Below are 16,672 nucleotides of genomic sequence, written 5' to 3'. Positions count from 1 at the left end.
TGCCGCGCATGTCCAAGAAGCTCTATATCGAAACCCATGGCTGCCAGATGAACGAATACGATTCGTCGCGCATGGTCGACCTGCTCGGCGAACGGGAGCCGCTGGAAGTCACCCAGAATCCGGCCGAGGCCGATGTCATCCTGCTCAACACCTGCTCGATCCGCGAGAAGGCGCAGGAGAAGGTGTTCTCCCAGCTCGGTCGCTGGCGCGAACTCAAGCTGGAGAATCCCGATCTGGTGATCGGTGTCGGTGGCTGCGTGGCCAGTCAGGAAGGCGCTGCCATTCGCGACCGCGCGCCCTATGTCGACGTGGTCTTCGGGCCCCAGACCCTGCACCGCCTGCCGGAGATGATCGACGCCGCGCGCACCACCCGGGCGCCCCAGGTGGACATCTCCTTCCCCGAGATCGAGAAGTTCGACCGCCTGCCCGAGCCGCGCATCGACGGCCCCAGCGCCTTCGTCTCCATCATGGAAGGCTGCAGCAAGTACTGCACCTTCTGCGTGGTGCCCTATACCCGCGGCGAAGAGGTCAGCCGGCCGCTGGACGACGTCCTCGCCGAGATCATCCACCTCGCCGAGCACGGCGTGCGCGAGGTAACCCTGCTGGGCCAGAACGTCAACGGCTATCGGGGCGCCACCGGCGACGGCCGCATCGCCGACTTCGCCGAGCTGCTCTATGTGGTGGCGGCGGTGGACGGCATCGATCGCATCCGCTACACCACCTCGCACCCGCTGGAATTCTCCGACGCCCTGATCCAGGCCCATGCCGAGATCCCGGAACTGGTGAAATTCGTCCACCTGCCGGTGCAGGCCGGGTCGGATCGCATCCTGGCGGCCATGAAGCGCAACCACACGGCGCTGGAATACAAGTCGCGCATCCGCCGGCTCAAGGCGGCGGTGCCGGACATCTGCATCAGCTCGGACTTCATCGTCGGTTTCCCCGGCGAGACCGAGAAGGACTTCGAACAGACCATGAAGCTGATCGAGGACGTCGGTTTCGACTTCTCCTTCTCCTTCATCTACAGCGCCCGCCCCGGCACCCCGGCGGCGGACCTGGTCGACGACACCCCCGACGAGGTCAAGAAGCAGCGCCTGCAGATCCTGCAGACGCGCATCCACCAGCAGGGCTTCGAGATCAGCCGGCGCATGGCCGGCAGCGTCCAGACCATCCTGGTCAGCGATTTCTCCAAGCGCGATCCCGGCATGCTGCAGGGCCGCACCGAGAACAACCGCATCGTCAACTTCCGCTGCAGCGATGCCAGCCTGATCGGCCAGTTCGTCCAGGTGCACATCGACGAAGCCCTGCCGCACTCCCTGCGCGGCACCCTGCTGGCCCCCGTCGCCAGCGGTGCGCGCCCGCCCGTCGCCGTCGCGCTGGCCTGATGGATGGTCACACGCGCCCTTTGCCAAGGGCGCGACCCAGGTTACTCTCACGCTACGTCAAGTTTTCGTAAAGCCAATCCAAAGGGTTTCCCAGCACACCTTGAATACCCCCCAGACGCTCCAGCACTTCACCCTCGAACCCTTCGATGCCGACCGTTTCGCCAACCTGTGCGGCCAGCTCGATGAAAATCTGCGCCAGATCGAACGCCGTCTCGGCATCGAGATCCGCAATCGCGGCAACCAGTTCGAACTGGTCGGCGAGCCCGAGCGCACCCGCGCAGCGCAGAATCTCCTGCAGCGCCTCTATCGCGAGACCGCCAGCGGCACGGCGGTAGCACCGGAACTGGTGCACCTCTATCTGCAGGAATCCGGTCTGGAAGCCCTGCAGGAAGAGCACCGCAGCGGTGGCGACACCAGCGTCGCCCTGCGCACCAAGAAGGGCATGATCCGCCCGCGCGGCGCCAATCAGCAGCGCTACGTCAAGTCGATCCTCGATCACGACATCAACTTCGGCATAGGTCCGGCCGGTACCGGCAAGACCTACCTGGCCGTGGCCTGCGCCGTGGACGCCCTGGAGCGCGAGCAGATCCGCCGCATCCTACTGGTGCGTCCGGCGGTGGAAGCCGGCGAGAAGCTGGGCTTCCTGCCCGGCGACCTGGCACAGAAGATCGACCCCTATCTGCGACCGCTGTACGACGCCCTCTACGAGATGCTCGGCTTCGAGCAGGTGGCCAAGCTCATCGAGCGCCAGGTCATCGAGGTCGCGCCGCTGGCCTACATGCGTGGCCGCACCCTCAACAATAGCTTCATCATTCTCGACGAGAGTCAGAACACCACCCTCGAGCAGATGAAGATGTTCCTGACCCGCATCGGTTTCGGCTCCACCGCGGTGATCACCGGTGACGTCACCCAGGTCGACCTGCCGCGCGGCACCAAGTCGGGCCTCAAGCACGTCATCGAGGTCCTGCGCGACGTGCCCGGCATTGGTTTCACCCACTTCGAGTCCAAGGACGTGGTGCGCCATCCGCTGGTGCAGCGCATCGTCGAGGCCTACGACCGCTTCGAGGCGCTGCAGGACCAGCCGCGCGCGTCTGGAGAGGATCGCCATGGCGATTGAACTGGACGTCCAGGTCGCCAGCGAGGCGGCCGACCTCCCCGAGGAGCCGGACTTACGCCGCTGGTGTGAACTGGCCCTGCGCGCCCGCCAGGGCGACTCGGAACTCACCATCCGCCTGGTGGACGAAGACGAAGGCCGCGAGCTGAATCGCACCTGGCGACACAAGGACTACGCCACCAACGTGCTGTCCTTTCCGGCCGACGTGCCGGACGAATTCCTCGATATCCCCCTGCTCGGCGACCTGGTGATCTGCGCCCCCGTGGTGGCCCGCGAGGCCGCCGAGCAAGGCAAGCCCGCCAAGGCGCACTGGGCGCACCTGGTCATCCACGGCTGCCTGCACCTGCTCGGCTACGATCATCTGGAAGATGACGAAGCCGAGGAGATGGAAGACCTGGAACGCCAATTGCTCGCTGAACTGGGCTACCCCGATCCCTACGGTGAATGACACACACATGAACGAAGATCGATCAGGCACTGGGCATCGTTCCTGGCTGGAACGCATCGTCCAGGCCTTTGCCCATGAACCCAAGAGCCGCCAGGAACTGCTGGAACTGCTGCGCGAAGCCCACGAGAACAAGGTGCTCGACAGCGAGGTGCTGTCCATCGTCGAAGGCGCCATCTCGGTGGCCGATCTGCAGGTGCGCGACATCATGGTGCCGCGCTCGCAGATCATCAGCATTCGCGCCCAGCAGACCCCCGCCGAATTCCTGCCGGCGGTGATCGAGGCGGCCCACTCGCGCTATCCGGTGATCGGCGATGGCCCCGACGACGTGCTCGGCCTGCTGCTGGCCAAGGACCTGCTGCCGCTGCTGCTGGACCCTGCACGGGTCTTCGACTTCAAGACGGCGCTGCGCCCGGCCACCTTCGTACCCGAGTCCAAGCGGCTCAACGTACTCCTGCGCGAATTCCGTTCCACCCACAGCCACATGGCCATCGTGGTGGACGAATACGGCGGCGTCGCCGGCCTGGTGACCATCGAGGACGTGCTGGAGCAGATCGTCGGCGAGATCGAGGACGAGCACGACGTGGAGGAAGAGAGCTTCATCAAGTCGCTGCCCAATGGCGACTTCGTGGTCAAGGCGCTCACCCCCATCGAGACGCTCAACGAAATTCTGGAAACCCGCTTCGCCGACACCGAGGCCGACACGGCCGGCGGCCTGGTGATGAATCGCCTGGGCCACCTGCCCAAGCGCAATGAGGAAACGGTGATCGACGATTTCCGCTTCCGCGTGCTCAACGCCGACGGCCGCCGCATCCACCTGCTGCGCGTGACCCCGGTCAACCGCTAGCACGGCCCAGGCAATGCCCATCGCACGCCCTCCTACGGACCGCCGTAGGTTGGGTTGAGCGCAGCGAAGCCCAACAGGCCTTGCCTCGACTGCACGACTGTTGGGCTTCGACGATAGAGTCGTCCTAGCCCAACCGACGGATCGCCATGGCCGCGATAGCCTTTACTATCCCCTCCCCAACTGCGACCTGGCTCGCTCTCCCTCAAGCGCCTTTGGCACTGACTCGCGCTGGCGAGTAAGCTTGCGCAGCCTCGATCGGACCAAGGATTTTCGATGCGCTGGATCTCTCAACCCGGCTGGAAGGGCAACCTTCTGGCGCTCTTCGCCGGTGCCCTCACGCCCCTGGCGCTGGCCCCCTTCAATATCTGGCCGCTGGCGCTGCTGTCCGCCGGTCTCTTCTACCTGGGCCTCAAGGGGCTCGGTGCCTGGCGCGCACTGCTGCGCGGCTGGTGCTACGGCTTCGGCGCCTTTCTCGCCGGCACCAGCTGGATCTACGTCAGCATCCACACCTACGGGGCCGCGCCGGTGCCCCTGGCGCTCTTTCTCACCGTGGGTTTCTGTGCCGGCATCGCGCTGTTCTTCGCCCTGCCCGCCGGCCTGTGGGCGCTGTGCCTGAGACGCAACCAGGCACCCCTGGGCGACGCCCTCACCTTCGCCGGCCTGTGGTTCGCCCTGGAGCTGTTTCGCAGCTGGGCGCTGACCGGCTTTCCCTGGCTGCTGCTGGGCTACAGCCAGCTCAGCGGTCCCCTGCAGGGTCTGGCGCCCCTGGGCGGCGTCTGGCTGATCTCGGCCGTGCTGGCCTTTACCGCGGCGCTGCTGGTCAACGCCCCGCGGCTGATCCTGCGACCGGTGGCCTTGATCGCGGCCCTGGTGCTGGTGGCCCTGCCCTGGGTGGCCGGCGATGTCTTCCAGGGCCAGGTATGGACGCAACCGGCCGGCGCGCCGCTTAAAGTCGCCGGGGTCCAGGGCAACATCGCCCAGGAACTCAAGTGGAATCCCGACCACGCCCGCGCCACGCTGGCGCTCTATCGCGACCGTACCGCCGAGCAGACCGACGCCGACCTGGTGGTCTGGCCGGAAAACGCCATTCCCGTGCTGCGCGAATACGTCAGTGACTTCCTCGCCGCCGAAGGCGCCCAGGTGGCGGCCCATGGCGGCGCCCTGGTGACCGGCCTGCCCGCCCGGGAACGCGACGCCGACGGCGATTCGCGCTACTTCAACAGCATCACCGCGGTCGGCAACGGCTCGGGTACCTACTACAAGCAGAAGCTGGTGCCCTTCGGCGAATACGTGCCGCTGCAGGAATACCTGCGTGGCTTGATCGGCTTCTTCGACCTGCCCATGTCCGACTTCGTCCGCGGTCCCGAGCAGCAGGAGCCACTACTGGTGAAGGGCTATCGCGTGGCGCCCTACATCTGCTACGAGGTGGTCTATCCGGAATTCGTCGCCAGCATGGCGGCCCAGAGTCAGTTGCTGCTCACCATCAGCAACGACACCTGGTTCGGCAAGTCCATCGGTCCGCAGCAGCACCTGCAGATGGCGCAGATGCGCGCTTTGGAAAGCGGTCGCTGGCTGGTACGGGTTACCAACGACGGCATCACCGCCCTGGTCGATCCCTTCGGTCGCATCAGCCGGCAGATCCCGGCGTTCGAGGTCGGCGTGCTGCAGGGCAGCGTGGTGCCCATGGATGGCCTGACGCCCTATCTGCACTACCGCCTCTGGCCGCTGGGGATCTTTTCCGCCCTCGTGCTGCTCTGGGGTCTGCTGCTGCGGCGGCAGGATCGTCCCGAAGAGGCACCGCTGGTGGTGACTCAGCGATAGGCGAGCGGATAGAGCAGCAGCCCAGCGGCCTCGTTGAGCAACTGGGCGGTTTGCTCGACCGCCTTGGCTTCCGGCAGCCAGCCACCGAAGGGCCGTGCGTTGGGAATACCGATGAAGCCCATGGGCGCGGCCACCACCTGGAAGCCCTGGCGCTCGAAGCACCAGCGCGAACGGGCCATGTGATAGGCCTGGGTCACCAGCACCACCCGCTTCACCCCGGCCTCACGCAGCAGCGGCGCACTGAGGGTGGCGTTCTCCCAGGTGGTGCGGCTGGCACCTTCCTGCCAGCGCACCGGCACCCCCAGGTCACGCTCCATCACCTCGGTCATCAGTGCCGCCTCGCTCAGCGGTCGGTCATGGGGCGAGCCTCCGGTGATCAGCACCGGCAGGCCGCTGGCCTTGGCCAGCCGCGCCGCATAGCGCAATCGCTCCACCGCCAGGTGACTGGCGGCATCGCCGGCCCAGCCCGGATCGTCCACCTCGCGCCCGGCGCCCAGCACCACGATGGCATCGACCTGCTGCGCAAGCGTCGCCCAGCGCGCTTCGGGCAGGGCGGCGTCGCGCTCCAGCAGGCGACCGCCGGTTTCCACCACCACCGGCAGGGTACTGGCCCAGAGCCCCAGCAGACCGCCCAGGAAGCAGGCTAGACCCAAACGGGGATAGCGACGACGCAACCACCACCCTAGCAACAGGAGCAGCAGCAGGCCGCCCGGTGGCAGCAGCAGTTGCTTGAAGAAATAGCGCAGACCCATGGTCTCTCCGGTCGAGGCGACCTCCGGGCCGCGGCGGCGCTCAGTGTAGGGGAGCGCGGACCCGGGCAGAAGGACTCTCGACCAGGACCTGCCGCCCCTGGCAATGACTGCAAAAGGATCCCGCCGGCTGTACCCGCCCGCAGCCCAGGCAGCAGGCCATGGCCGCCTCCGTCGCCTGGTGACGTTCCAGCCAGCGCCTGATCAGGGCGTACTCGGCCGGACTCAGGCCCTGCACCTCGACCTCCCCATCGGCGCTGTCATAGAGACGCTCCTGGGTAGCCGCCTCATCCAGTGCCAGCGCCAGGCGCCGTTGCAGGCGCACGTCGACGGGCAGCTTGTCGGACTCGCGTCGAAACTTTCCCATGATGGCGATCATCCTCCCGGGTAATTGAACGGACGTTTGATCAGCCTAGTACGGCCCTTCCAACCCTGCCTCCCCCGGAGTGCGAAACAAGCGACAGCCCGGGACATTTCCCCGCGCTCGGGGGGTCATGTATGCTTGGCGGCTCGATCAAACGCCTCTGCAGCCCTCGACACGCCCATGCACGAACACTATCAGCCCCGCGAAATAGAAGCCGCCGCCCAGTCCTTCTGGGACCAGAATCTGTCCTTCAAGGCCACCATGCGTCCGGGCCAGGAGAAGTTCTACTGCCTGTCGATGTTCCCCTACCCCAGCGGCAAGCTGCACATGGGGCACGTGCGCAACTACACCATCGGCGACGTCATCGCCCGCTACCAGCGGATGCTGGGCAAGAACGTCCTGCAGCCCATGGGCTGGGACGCCTTCGGCATGCCCGCCGAAAACGCTGCCATGAAGAACGGCGTGGCCCCGGCCAAGTGGACCTACGAGAACATCGCCTACATGAAGTCCCAGCTGCAGAGCCTGGGCCTGGCGATCGACTGGTCCCGCGAGGTCACCACCTGCAAGCCCGACTACTATCGCTGGGAGCAGTGGCTGTTCACCCAGCTGTTCGAGAAGGGCATCATCTACCGCAAGAACGGCACGGTGAACTGGGACCCGGTGGACCAGACCGTACTGGCCAACGAGCAGGTCATCGACGGCCGCGGCTGGCGCAGCGGTGCGCTGATCGAGAAGCGCGAGATCCCCATGTACTACTTCCGCATCACCGACTATGCGGAAGAGTTGCTGACCTCCCTCGACGGCCTGCCCGGCTGGCCCGAGCAGGTCAAGACCATGCAGCGCAACTGGATCGGCAAGTCCCGCGGCATGGAGGTGCAATTCCCCTATGACCAGGACAGCATCGGCGCCGAAGGCACCCTGAAGGTCTTCACCACCCGCCCCGACACCCTGCTCGGCGCCACCTATGTCGCCGTGGCCGCGGAACACCCGCTGGCCACCCAGGCCGCCCAGGGCAATGCCGAGCTGCAAGCCTTCATTGACGAGTGCAAGCGCGGCGGCGTCGCCGAAGCCGACATCGCCACCCAGGAGAAGAAGGGCCTGGACACCGGCCTGTTCGTCCGCCATCCGCTGACCAACGCCCGCCTGCCGGTGTGGGTCGCCAACTATGTGCTGATGCACTATGGCGACGGCGCGGTCATGGCCGTGCCCGGTCACGACGAGCGTGACTTCGAATTCGCCAACAAGTACCAGTTGCCCATCGTCCAGGTGGTGGATACCGCCGAGGCCACCCGCGTGCTGGCCAATCCGGACGACTACAGCCCCGCGGAATACGAGCGCTACCAGTTCGACCCGGTGCAGTGGAAGGACTGGTACGGCAGCAAGGAAGGCTTCCTGATCAATTCCGGCGCCTACGACAACCTGAGCTACGACGCCGCCTTCGACGCCATCGGCGCCGATCTGCAGGCCAAGGGCCTGGGTCAGCCGCGCACCCAGTTCCGCCTGCGCGACTGGGGCATCAGCCGCCAGCGCTACTGGGGCTGCCCGATCCCGATCATCCACGGCGAAGATGGCATCGACATCCCGGTGCCGGCCGACCTGCTGCCGGTGGTGCTGCCCGAAGACGTGGTGCCGGACGGCGCCGGCTCGCCCCTGGCGCGCATGCCCGAGTTCTATGAGACCGCCGATCCGCGCAACGGCCAGCCGGCCCGGCGTGAAACCGACACCATGGATACCTTCGTCGAAAGCTCCTGGTATTTCGCCCGCTATGCCTCGCCGAACTTCACCGGCGGCATGCTGGACAAGGAAGAAGCCAACTACTGGCTGCCCGTCGACCAGTACATCGGCGGCATCGAGCACGCCATCCTGCACCTGCTTTATTCGCGCTTCTTCCACAAGCTGATGCGCGACCAGGGCCTGATCGATTCCGACGAGCCCTTCGAGAATCTGCTGACCCAGGGCATGGTGGTGGCCGAGACCTACTACCGCACCCTGCCCAACGGCAGCAAGGACTGGTTCAACCCGGCCGATGTCGAGGTGGAGCGCGATGCCAAGGCCAAGGTGATCGGCGCGCGCCTGAAGAGCGACGGCCAGCCGGTGGAAATCGGCGGCGTCGAGAAGATGTCCAAGTCGAAGAACAACGGCGTCGATCCCCAGGCGATGATCGACCAGTACGGTGCCGATACCTGCCGGCTGTTCATGATGTTCGCCTCGCCGCCGGACATGAGTCTGGAATGGTCCGATTCCGGCGTCGAGGGCGCCAGCCGCTTCCTGCGCCGCGTCTGGCGTCTGGCCCAGGCCCACGTTACCCAGGGCCTGCCGAGCGCCGACGCCCTTGGCGAGCTGTCGCCGGCCCAGAAGGAGGTGCGCCGCGCCATCCACCTGGCCATCCGCCAGGCCAGCCAGGATATCGGTCAGCATCACAAGTTCAACACCGCCATCGCCGCGGTCATGACCCTGATGAATGTGCTGGAAAAGGCTGCCCAGGACAGCGACACCGATCGCCGTCTGCTGCAGGAAGGCCTGGAGGCCGTCACCCTGCTGCTGGCCCCCATCACCCCGCACATCGCCCACGGTCTCTGGCAGCAGCTGGGCCACAGCGATGCGGTCATCGACGCCCGCTGGCCGCAGGTGGACGAAAGCGCCCTGGTGCAGGACAGTCTGCAGATCGTCATCCAGGTGAACGGCAAGCTGCGCGGCCAGATCGAAGTACCGGCCGATGCCAGCCGCGAGGCCATCGAGGCCGCCGCCCGCGCCAACGAGAACGTGGCACGCTTCACCGAGGGCCTGACCATCCGCAAGGTCGTCGTGGTCCCGGGTAAACTGGTCAACATCGTCGCCAACTAAGACACGCGAACGGAGCAGACAACAGATGAAGAAACGGATTCTCCCCGGCCTTGCGGTAGTCGGCCTGGCGACCCTGCTGACCGCCTGCGGCTTCCAGCTGCGTGGCACAGGCGAAACCCGCCTGACCGTGAACGAGCTGAACCTGACGGCGCGCGACGCCTATGGCCAGACCGTCAAGGACGTACGCGACATGCTCGAGGACGCCCATGTGCGGATCACCTCGGGCGCGCCCTACACCCTGGATCTGGGTGGCGAAGCCCAGAGCGAGCGCACCGCCAGCTACACCAGCGGCGCCCGCAGTGCCGAGGTCGAGCTGACCACCCGTCAGCCCTACACCATCATCGGCAAGAACCAGGCGGTGCTGGTCAGCGACTATCTGGAAACCCAGCGCTACTACGTGACCGACCAGAACAACATCGTCGGTTCCGAACAGCAGAAGGACCAGCTGCGTCGCGAAATGCGTCGCGAACTGGTGCAGCAGCTGGCCGCCCGCCTGCAGGCCCTGACGCCGGAGCGCCTGGACAAGCTGCAGCGCGACGCCGATGCCCGCGCCGCCGCCAAGGCCGAAGCCGACCGCCGCGCCCGCGAGTCCGCCCCGCCGCAGCAGTCGCCGATCGACATCCCCACCCCCGCGCGCTAAGCGCCGCAGCCGGAGCCGCAAGGCTCCGGTTTGCCCTTCCGGTTCAGCATGAAACTCAACGCCAATCAGCTGGGCAAGCAGCTCCAGGGCTCGCTGGCCGCCGTCTATGCCGTCAGTGGCGATGAGCCCCTGCTCTGCCAGGAAGCCAGCGATGCCATCCGCGGCGCGGCCCGTGCTCAGGGCTTCGACGAGCGCGAGGTCTTCGACGTCGATGCCGGCTTCGACTGGGGTCGTCTCTACGAGGCCGGCGCCAGCCTCTCGCTGTTCGCCCAGAAGCGCATCCTCGAATTGCGCCTGCCCACCGGCAAGCCTGGCGACAAGGGCTCCGCTGCCTTGCTCGACTACCTCGCCCGCCCGGCCGAGGACACCCTGTTGCTGATCAGCCTGCCGCGCCTCGACGCTGCCGCCCAGAAGACCAAGTGGGCCAAGGCCCTGCTGGAGCACCCGCAGGCGCAATTCGTGCAGATCTGGCCGGTGGAACTGGCGCAGTTGCCGCAGTGGATCAACCAGCGCCTGTCGCGCCTGGGGTTGGCCGCCACGCCCGAAGCGGTCGAACTGATCGCCGAACGGGTGGAAGGCAACCTGCTGGCCGCCGCCCAGGAGATCGAAAAGCTCCGCCTGCTCATCGAAGGCTCACAGGTGGACGCCGAGACCGTACGTGCCTCGGTGGCTGACAGTGCCCGCTACGACGTCTTCGGCCTGCTGGATGCCGCCCTGGCCGGCGATGCGGAGCACGCCCTGCGCATCCTCGAAGGCCTGCGTGGCGAAGGCGTGGAGGCGGCCGTGGTGCTCTGGGCCCTGGCCCGGGAATTGCGACTGCTGGCCAACCTGGCCCATCTTCAAGAAAGCGGTACGCCCCTGGATCGCGCCTTCACCCAGGTCAAGCCGCCGGTGTGGGACAAGCGACGCCCCCTGGTCAGTCGGGCCCTGCAGCGCCAGGGCGCCCGCCGCCTGGAAGCCCTGCTGCGCGAGGCCCAGGTCGCCGACGAACAGATCAAGGGCCAGGCGCCCGGCGAGGTCTGGCTGACGCTGGCCAGCCTCGCCCTGACGCTCGCCGGCAAGCGACTGGCCCTGCCCAGGTCCTAGCGCTGGCCGGCGCTTGTAATGGCCGGCCCTTGCAATAGACTGGCGTGCCCCCATCAAGGGGGAGTCCCCACCCCTCGGAGCACGCACTCATGGCCAAGAAATACAGCCGCGGCCCCAACAAGGCCAAGGTCCTCGTCAGCGATCCCCGTTATCGCGCCCGCCAGGAAAAACCCGCCAAGGGCAAAGGCAGCTACCGCCGCGAAGCCTTCTCGTTGCAAGACGAGAAGGCTTCGGTCTTTCTGGCCGCCTGAAAGCCGCGCTCAGACGCCTGACAGACGTCAGGACCCGGGCCGTGCTAAGGTGAGCCTTCCTGCCTAGACGTCCGGTGGAGACAGATGCAATTCGGGAAAACCCGCGGATTCAAGACCGGCGGCCTCCTCGCCGGAACCCTGGTCACCCTGCTGACCGCGGCCCTGGCCGCCTGCGCCCAGACCCAGACGACGCCCACCGCGGCGTCCTCTTCACCCGCCTCGTCCAAACCCGCACCCGCGGCCAATGCCCCCGCCTCGGCGGCCGAGGCCCTGCCGCAGCCGGATGAGAGCTTCGAGCAATGGCGCAGTCGCTTTCGCACCCTGGCCCTGGGCCGGGGCATCTCGGCCGCTACCTTCGACCAGGCCTTTGCCGGCGTGCAACCCGATCCGGCGGTCATCGCCGCCGATCGCAGCCAGCCGGAATTCACCAAACCGGTCTGGGAGTACCTGGAATCCGCCGTCTCGCCCCTGCGGGTGCGCAACGGCAAGAGCCTGCTGATCCAGCAGGCCGGGCTGCTGGCCTCCCTGGAAGCCCGCTACGGCATCGAGCCCGCGCGCCTGGTGGCCTTCTGGGGCATGGAAAGCAACTACGGCAACAACATGGGCAACAAGGGCGTCATCCGTTCCCTGGCCACCCTCGCCTATGAAGGTCGCCGCCCGGACTTCGCCCAGGACCAGCTCATCGCCGCCCTCGGCATCCTGCAGCACGGCGACGTCACCGCCGACCGCATGATCGGCTCCTGGGCCGGCGCCATGGGCCAGACCCAGTTCATTCCCACCACCTACGACCAGTACGCGGTGGACTTCGACGGCGACGGTCGCCGCGACATCTGGGGCTCAACCGCCGACGCCCTGGCCTCCACCGCCAACTACCTCAAGGCCTCCGGCTGGCAGGACGGCAAGCCCTGGGGCTACGAGGTCCGGGTCCCGGCCAACTTCGACTACAGCCTGGCCGACATGGGCGTGCGCAAGAGCCTGGCCGAGTGGAACGCCCTGGGCATCCAGGGCCTCGGCCTGCCGCAACCGGCCGCCCAGCCCAGCGACAGCGCCTCGCTGCTGCTGCCCGCCGGCCATCGCGGTCCGGCCTTCCTGGTGTTCAACAACTTCCGCACCATCCTCAGGTACAACAACTCCAGCTCCTATGCCCTGGGCGTGGCGCTGCTCTCGGAGCGCTATCGCGACGCCGGCCAGATCGCCGGCAGTTGGCCCACCGATGACCTGCCGTTGAGCCGTAGCGAGCGGGTCGAACTGCAGCAGCGCCTGGCTGCCCTGGGGCTGGACCCGGGCAGTGCCGACGGCATCATCGGCGCCAACACCCGCAAGGCCATCCGCGCCTACCAGCAATCCCAGGGCTGGCCCGCCGACGGCTATCCCAATCACCAGCTGCTGGAAAAACTGCGCGGCTGAGGCCTTCGACGACCCGTACCTCAACCAGGGGCGGGTCGTCGAGCGTCAGGCGTAGCGCGCCTCTCCCACCAGCACCGCCAGCAGGGCTGTTGCCGCTGGCGACAGTTCGGCGAAATCCCGACAGCCCACCACCAGCTCCCGACGCGCCCAGGCATCGCTCAGCGGATGGCTGGCCAATACCCATCGCTTTTCCGCCTGGACCAGACTCGCCGCGGGCAGGATGGCCACGCCCAGGCCCCGGGCGACCAGGGCACAGGCCTGGGCCGGACTCGGCACCCGGATACGGATCGCCAGCTCCCGCGCCCACTGCGCCGCCTGGGCTTCCACATGCAGCTGCAAGGCATTGCCACGCGACAGACCGACGAAGGGCTGTTCGAGCAACCGCGCGAACTCGATCGCCTCACCCGCGGCCAGCGGTATGCGTCCCGGTGCTGCGACCAGCACCAGGGGGTCCACCCGGAAGGGCCGGACGTGCAGCCCTTCCACCTCCGGCGCCGCGACGAAGATGCCCAGGTCGGCACGGCCTTCGCGGAGCGCCGGTACGATGCGCGAACTCGGCAATTCCTCGACTTCCACATCCACCCTGGGCTGCGCCTGGAGGAAAACCGCCAGGGGCTCATCGAGGTGCTCCATCAGCGCGGCGCCATTCGCCAACAAACGCACCCGCGTGCGGCTGTTGGCCACCGCGCCGGCAAGATCCTGGGCCATCTCGTCCAACCGCAGCAGGATCGCCCGGGCATGGCGCTCCAGGGTCAGGCCGGCCGGTGTGGGACGCACGCCACGCGCATGACGAACCAGGAGCGGCGTACCCAGGCTGTCTTCCAGGGCCTTGATGCGGGTACTGGCCGAGGGCAACGCCAGGTGGCTCCGCTCGGCGCCCAGGGTGATGCTGCGCGCTTCCACGACATGGAGGAACAGCCGCAGGTCGAGCAGGTCGTAGCGCATCGCCTCAAAGCCTCTGTATGGACCTTAGGCAGCCTTCGCCAATCCCGGCTTCTCACCCAGGGTCCTGGAGCCCATGGTAACGCCTCCACCCGAGGAGACGACCATGACCCTGCTGCTCTGTATCCTGATCTTCGTGCTGGCGGGACTGACCAAGGGTGTGCTCGGCCTGGGCCTACCCACCGTCGCCATGAGTCTACTGGCGCTGCTGATGACCCCGGCCGAAGCCGCTGCCCTGCTGTTGATCCCGTCCCTGCTCACCAATGTCTGGCAATTCTGCGCCGGCCCCGCGCCCTGGCAGAGCGTCAAACGCCTGTTGCCGCTGCAACTGGCACTGGTGCCGGGTACCCTGCTCAGCATCCCGCTGCTGACCGGGAGCGATAGCGCCGGACTCGCCGCCGCGCTCGGTGCGGTGCTGGTCGCCTATGGCCTGATCGGCTGGACCGGCTGGCGGCCGCCCGTACCGGGCCGCCATGAGGGCAAGGTCGCGCCCCTGGTGGGCTTCGTCACCGGTCTGATCACCGGCATGACCGGGGTCTTCGTGCTGCCGGCGGTGCCCTACCTGCAAAGCCTGGCTCTGGACAAGGAACGGCTGATCGAGGCCTTGGGCCTGACCTTCACCGTGGCCTCCCTGGCGCTGCTGATCGGCCTCTGGTGGCAGGACGCGCTGGCCATAGAACGCCTGGGCGCCTCCAGCCTGCTGCTGCTGCCGGCCCTCCTGGGCATGTGGGTGGGCCAGCGCGTGCGTCAGGGACTCGACGAGCAGTTGTTCCGCCGGCTGTTCTTTGGGGGGTTGCTGCTGTTGGGTGCCTACGCCGTCCTGCATTATCTGCTGCGCCTGGGCTATCTTGGCTGAGCCCGTCATCACAGTGCAGCCTGGCCCAGCCGGTGTAGGCTGCACCTTCGGCGGGCGTCACGGTCTATGGGCGTAGCTGAACGGTCGCCGCACAGCGGTTAGCCTTCAGACCCGGCCCCGTGCCCGACCGTTGCCCTTTTCCGACGTATACAGGACGCTTTCATGACGCTCGCTCCCAATGCAGGACGCCTCCCCGACGAGAACACCCTGACCCATCTGCCGCGCCTGGTGGCACGCTACTACAGCGATCGCCCCGACCCCAGCGATCCGGGTCAGCAGGTGGCCTTCGGCACCTCCGGGCACCGTGGTTCCTCGCTCAAGGGCAGCTTCAACGAGTGGCACATCCTCGCCATCACCCAAGCCATTTGCGAATACCGCAAGGCTCAGGGCGTCGACGGTCCGCTGTTCATGGGCATGGATACCCATGCGCTGTCCGAGCCGGCCTTTATCTCCGCCCTGGAAGTCCTGGCCGCCAACGGCGTGGACGTCCGTATCGACGCCGGCTGCGCCGAGACCAACGGCGAACCGGGTTACACCCCCACCCCGGCGCTATCCAACGCCATCCTCGAATACAACGCCGGCCGCAGCTCGGGCCTGGCCGATGGCATCGTCATCACCCCGTCGCACAACCCGCCGGCCGATGGCGGTTTCAAGTACAACCCCACCAATGGCGGCCCGGCCGATACCAACGTCACCAAATGGATTCAGGACCGTGCCAATGCCCTGCTGGCGAACGGTCTGGAAGGTGTCCAGCGCATGGATTACCGCCAGGCGCTCAAGGCTGCCACTACCCAGAGATTCGACTTCCTCGACCGCTATGTCAGCGGGCTGGGCCAGGTCATCGACCTGGACGCCATCCGTGGCTCCGGCCTGACCTTTGGCGTCGACCCCCTCGGCGGCGCCGGGGTGCACTACTGGCCGCGCATCGCCGAGCGCTATGGCCTGCCGCTGGAAGTGCTGTCGACCCGTGTCGATCAGACCTTCCGCTTCATGCGCCTGGACTGGGACGGCAAGATCCGCATGGACTGCAGCTCGCCCCATGCCATGGCCGGCCTGATCGAGAACAAGGACAGATTCGACGTCTCCTTCGCCTGCGACACCGACCATGACCGCCACGGCATCGTCGCCCGCTCGGTGGGCCTGCTCAACCCCAACCATTACCTGGCGGTGGCCATCGAGTACCTGTTCACCCATAGACCCCAGTGGAGCCAGCAGGCCGGCATCGGCAAGACCCTGGTGTCTTCCTCGATGATCGACCGGGTGGCCCAGGGCATCGGCCGCCAAGTGGTGGAAGTGCCGGTAGGCTTCAAGTGGTTCGTCGACGGCCTGCTGGACGGCAGCCTGGGCTTCGGTGGCGAGGAATCTGCCGGTGCGTCCTTCCTGCGCAAGGCTGGCGGCGCCTGGTCCACCGACAAGGACGGCCTCATCCTCGGTCTGCTGGCGGCGGAAATCACCGCCGTGACTGGCAAGGACCCGGGCGAGCGCTACCAGGCCCTGACCGAGCGCTTCGGCGCGCCGGTCTACCAGCGCATCGACGCCGCCGCCGACCGGGAGCAGAAGGCTCGCCTTGGCAAGCTGTCCGCTGCCCAGGTCACCGCCAAGGAGCTGGCCGGCCAGCCGATCACCGCCATCCTTACCGAGGCGCCCGGCAACGGCGCCGCCATCGGTGGCCTCAAGGTAGTCACCGAGAACGGCTGGTTCGCCGCCCGTCCTTCGGGTACCGAGGACGTCTACAAGATCTACGCCGAGAGCTTCGAGGGCGAAGCCCACCTGGGCCGTATCCAGGAAGAAGCCAAGGCACTGGTGGATGGTGTGCTGCGCGGCTGATAACGCGCGCCCTCACCCCGACCCTCTCCCAAAGGGAGAGGGGGCTAGAAGCGGTGAGGTGTTCATCTCCGCAATGGAAAAGGGCAGCCACTGGGCT

At 67.0% G+C, this 16,672-nt stretch carries 15 protein-coding genes; 12 read left to right on the top strand and 3 right to left on the bottom strand.

The window, feature by feature from the left end:
* The first annotated feature begins 8 nt into the window (after positions 1-8).
* The 5 genes from miaB (at position 9) to lnt (ending at position 5,609) form a co-directional block, all read left to right on the top strand.
* Positions 9-1,382, top strand: a complete 1,374-nt coding sequence (gene miaB / locus FEZ61_RS09665; protein ID WP_085984318.1) for a tRNA (N6-isopentenyl adenosine(37)-C2)-methylthiotransferase MiaB — start codon at positions 9-11, stop codon at positions 1,380-1,382.
* A 100-nt stretch (positions 1,383-1,482) separates the two neighbouring features.
* Complete coding sequence (locus tag FEZ61_RS09660) at positions 1,483-2,499, top strand: PhoH family protein (RefSeq protein WP_064308511.1); 1,017 nt, start codon at positions 1,483-1,485, stop codon at positions 2,497-2,499.
* Positions 2,489-2,944: an rRNA maturation RNase YbeY gene (ybeY, locus tag FEZ61_RS09655; RefSeq protein WP_017642497.1), complete on the top strand. Its 456-nt coding sequence runs from the start codon at positions 2,489-2,491 to the stop codon at positions 2,942-2,944. Before FEZ61_RS09660 ends, ybeY begins: the two co-directional genes overlap by 11 nt.
* 7 nt (positions 2,945-2,951) lie before the next feature.
* On the top strand, positions 2,952-3,788 hold the full coding sequence (locus tag FEZ61_RS09650) for a transporter associated domain-containing protein (protein WP_017642498.1): 837 nt from the start codon (positions 2,952-2,954) through the stop codon (positions 3,786-3,788).
* A gap of 273 nt (positions 3,789-4,061) precedes the next feature.
* Positions 4,062-5,609 carry an apolipoprotein N-acyltransferase gene (lnt, locus tag FEZ61_RS09645; protein WP_173148421.1) on the top strand — a complete coding sequence of 516 codons (1,548 nt, stop codon included), beginning with the start codon at positions 4,062-4,064 and terminating at the stop codon, positions 5,607-5,609.
* Here lnt and FEZ61_RS09640 read toward each other — a convergent pair.
* A complete protein-coding gene (locus tag FEZ61_RS09640) occupies positions 5,600-6,361 on the bottom strand; it encodes a YdcF family protein (RefSeq protein ID WP_173148419.1) in 762 nt (253 codons plus the stop codon). The genes lnt and FEZ61_RS09640 overlap by 10 nt on opposite strands.
* Positions 6,362-6,401: 40 nt before the next feature.
* Positions 6,402-6,725, bottom strand: coding sequence for a hypothetical protein (locus FEZ61_RS09635; protein WP_231356686.1), 324 nt, complete (start codon positions 6,723-6,725; stop codon positions 6,402-6,404).
* Between the two features lie 177 nt (positions 6,726-6,902).
* Between FEZ61_RS09635 and leuS the strand changes: the two genes are divergently transcribed.
* The 5 genes from leuS (at position 6,903) to FEZ61_RS09610 (ending at position 12,950) form a co-directional block, all read left to right on the top strand.
* A complete protein-coding gene (gene leuS, locus FEZ61_RS09630) occupies positions 6,903-9,566 on the top strand; it encodes a leucine--tRNA ligase (protein ID WP_017642502.1) in 2,664 nt (887 codons plus the stop codon).
* Positions 9,567-9,591: 25 nt separating this feature from the next.
* Positions 9,592-10,206 carry an LPS assembly lipoprotein LptE gene (gene lptE / locus FEZ61_RS09625; protein WP_017642503.1) on the top strand — a complete coding sequence of 205 codons (615 nt, stop codon included), beginning with the start codon at positions 9,592-9,594 and terminating at the stop codon, positions 10,204-10,206.
* 48 nt (positions 10,207-10,254) lie between these two features.
* Positions 10,255-11,292 (top strand): DNA polymerase III subunit delta, encoded by a 1,038-nt coding sequence (gene holA / locus FEZ61_RS09620; protein ID WP_173148417.1) that lies wholly within the window; start codon positions 10,255-10,257, stop codon positions 11,290-11,292.
* Positions 11,293-11,381: 89 nt separating this feature from the next.
* A complete protein-coding gene (gene arfA, locus FEZ61_RS09615; RefSeq protein WP_007159657.1) occupies positions 11,382-11,543 on the top strand; it encodes an alternative ribosome rescue factor ArfA in 162 nt (53 codons plus the stop codon).
* Positions 11,544-11,627: 84 nt separating this feature from the next.
* Positions 11,628-12,950 carry a lytic murein transglycosylase gene (locus FEZ61_RS09610; RefSeq protein ID WP_173148415.1) on the top strand — a complete coding sequence of 441 codons (1,323 nt, stop codon included), beginning with the start codon at positions 11,628-11,630 and terminating at the stop codon, positions 12,948-12,950.
* A gap of 45 nt (positions 12,951-12,995) precedes the next feature.
* On the opposite strand, the gene FEZ61_RS09605 is transcribed toward FEZ61_RS09610, so the two are convergent.
* Positions 12,996-13,895 (bottom strand): LysR family transcriptional regulator, encoded by a 900-nt coding sequence (locus FEZ61_RS09605; RefSeq protein ID WP_173148413.1) that lies wholly within the window; start codon positions 13,893-13,895, stop codon positions 12,996-12,998.
* A gap of 103 nt (positions 13,896-13,998) precedes the next feature.
* On the opposite strand from FEZ61_RS09605, the gene FEZ61_RS09600 reads away from it, so the two are divergent.
* Positions 13,999-14,748, top strand: a complete 750-nt coding sequence (locus tag FEZ61_RS09600; protein WP_017642507.1) for a sulfite exporter TauE/SafE family protein — start codon at positions 13,999-14,001, stop codon at positions 14,746-14,748.
* Positions 14,749-14,910: 162 nt separating this feature from the next.
* Positions 14,911-16,575, top strand: a complete 1,665-nt coding sequence (gene pgm / locus FEZ61_RS09595; protein WP_173148411.1) for a phosphoglucomutase (alpha-D-glucose-1,6-bisphosphate-dependent) — start codon at positions 14,911-14,913, stop codon at positions 16,573-16,575.
* Positions 16,576-16,672 lie beyond the last annotated feature (97 nt).

It is taken from the genome of Pseudomonas sp. MS15a(2019), from assembly GCF_013277805.1.
In the GTDB taxonomy this organism is placed as follows: domain Bacteria; phylum Pseudomonadota; class Gammaproteobacteria; order Pseudomonadales; family Pseudomonadaceae; genus Chryseomonas; species Chryseomonas benzopyrenica.
Note: the sequence above shows the minus strand (reverse complement) of the source record. Positions and strands in the feature narration are given on the sequence as shown.

Excerpts from the sequence above, each read along its gene's own strand:
- FEZ61_RS09600 (WP_017642507.1), top strand. The coding sequence starts at position 13,999 with ATGACCCTGCTGCTCTGTATCCTGATCTTCGTGCTGGCGGGACTGACC.
- miaB (WP_085984318.1), top strand. The coding sequence starts at position 9 with ATGTCCAAGAAGCTCTATATCGAAACCCATGGCTGCCAGATGAACGAA.
- pgm (WP_173148411.1), top strand. The coding sequence starts at position 14,911 with ATGACGCTCGCTCCCAATGCAGGACGCCTCCCCGACGAGAACACCCTG.
- arfA (WP_007159657.1), top strand. The coding sequence starts at position 11,382 with ATGGCCAAGAAATACAGCCGCGGCCCCAACAAGGCCAAGGTCCTCGTC.
- FEZ61_RS09635 (WP_231356686.1), bottom strand. The coding sequence starts at position 6,725 with ATGGGAAAGTTTCGACGCGAGTCCGACAAGCTGCCCGTCGACGTGCGC.
- lptE (WP_017642503.1), top strand. The coding sequence starts at position 9,592 with ATGAAGAAACGGATTCTCCCCGGCCTTGCGGTAGTCGGCCTGGCGACC.
- FEZ61_RS09640 (WP_173148419.1), bottom strand. The coding sequence starts at position 6,361 with ATGGGTCTGCGCTATTTCTTCAAGCAACTGCTGCTGCCACCGGGCGGC.
- ybeY (WP_017642497.1), top strand. The coding sequence starts at position 2,489 with ATGGCGATTGAACTGGACGTCCAGGTCGCCAGCGAGGCGGCCGACCTC.
- FEZ61_RS09610 (WP_173148415.1), top strand. The coding sequence starts at position 11,628 with ATGCAATTCGGGAAAACCCGCGGATTCAAGACCGGCGGCCTCCTCGCC.
- lnt (WP_173148421.1), top strand. The coding sequence starts at position 4,062 with ATGCGCTGGATCTCTCAACCCGGCTGGAAGGGCAACCTTCTGGCGCTC.
- leuS (WP_017642502.1), top strand. The coding sequence starts at position 6,903 with ATGCACGAACACTATCAGCCCCGCGAAATAGAAGCCGCCGCCCAGTCC.
- holA (WP_173148417.1), top strand. The coding sequence starts at position 10,255 with ATGAAACTCAACGCCAATCAGCTGGGCAAGCAGCTCCAGGGCTCGCTG.
- FEZ61_RS09605 (WP_173148413.1), bottom strand. The coding sequence starts at position 13,895 with ATGCGCTACGACCTGCTCGACCTGCGGCTGTTCCTCCATGTCGTGGAA.
- FEZ61_RS09650 (WP_017642498.1), top strand. The coding sequence starts at position 2,952 with ATGAACGAAGATCGATCAGGCACTGGGCATCGTTCCTGGCTGGAACGC.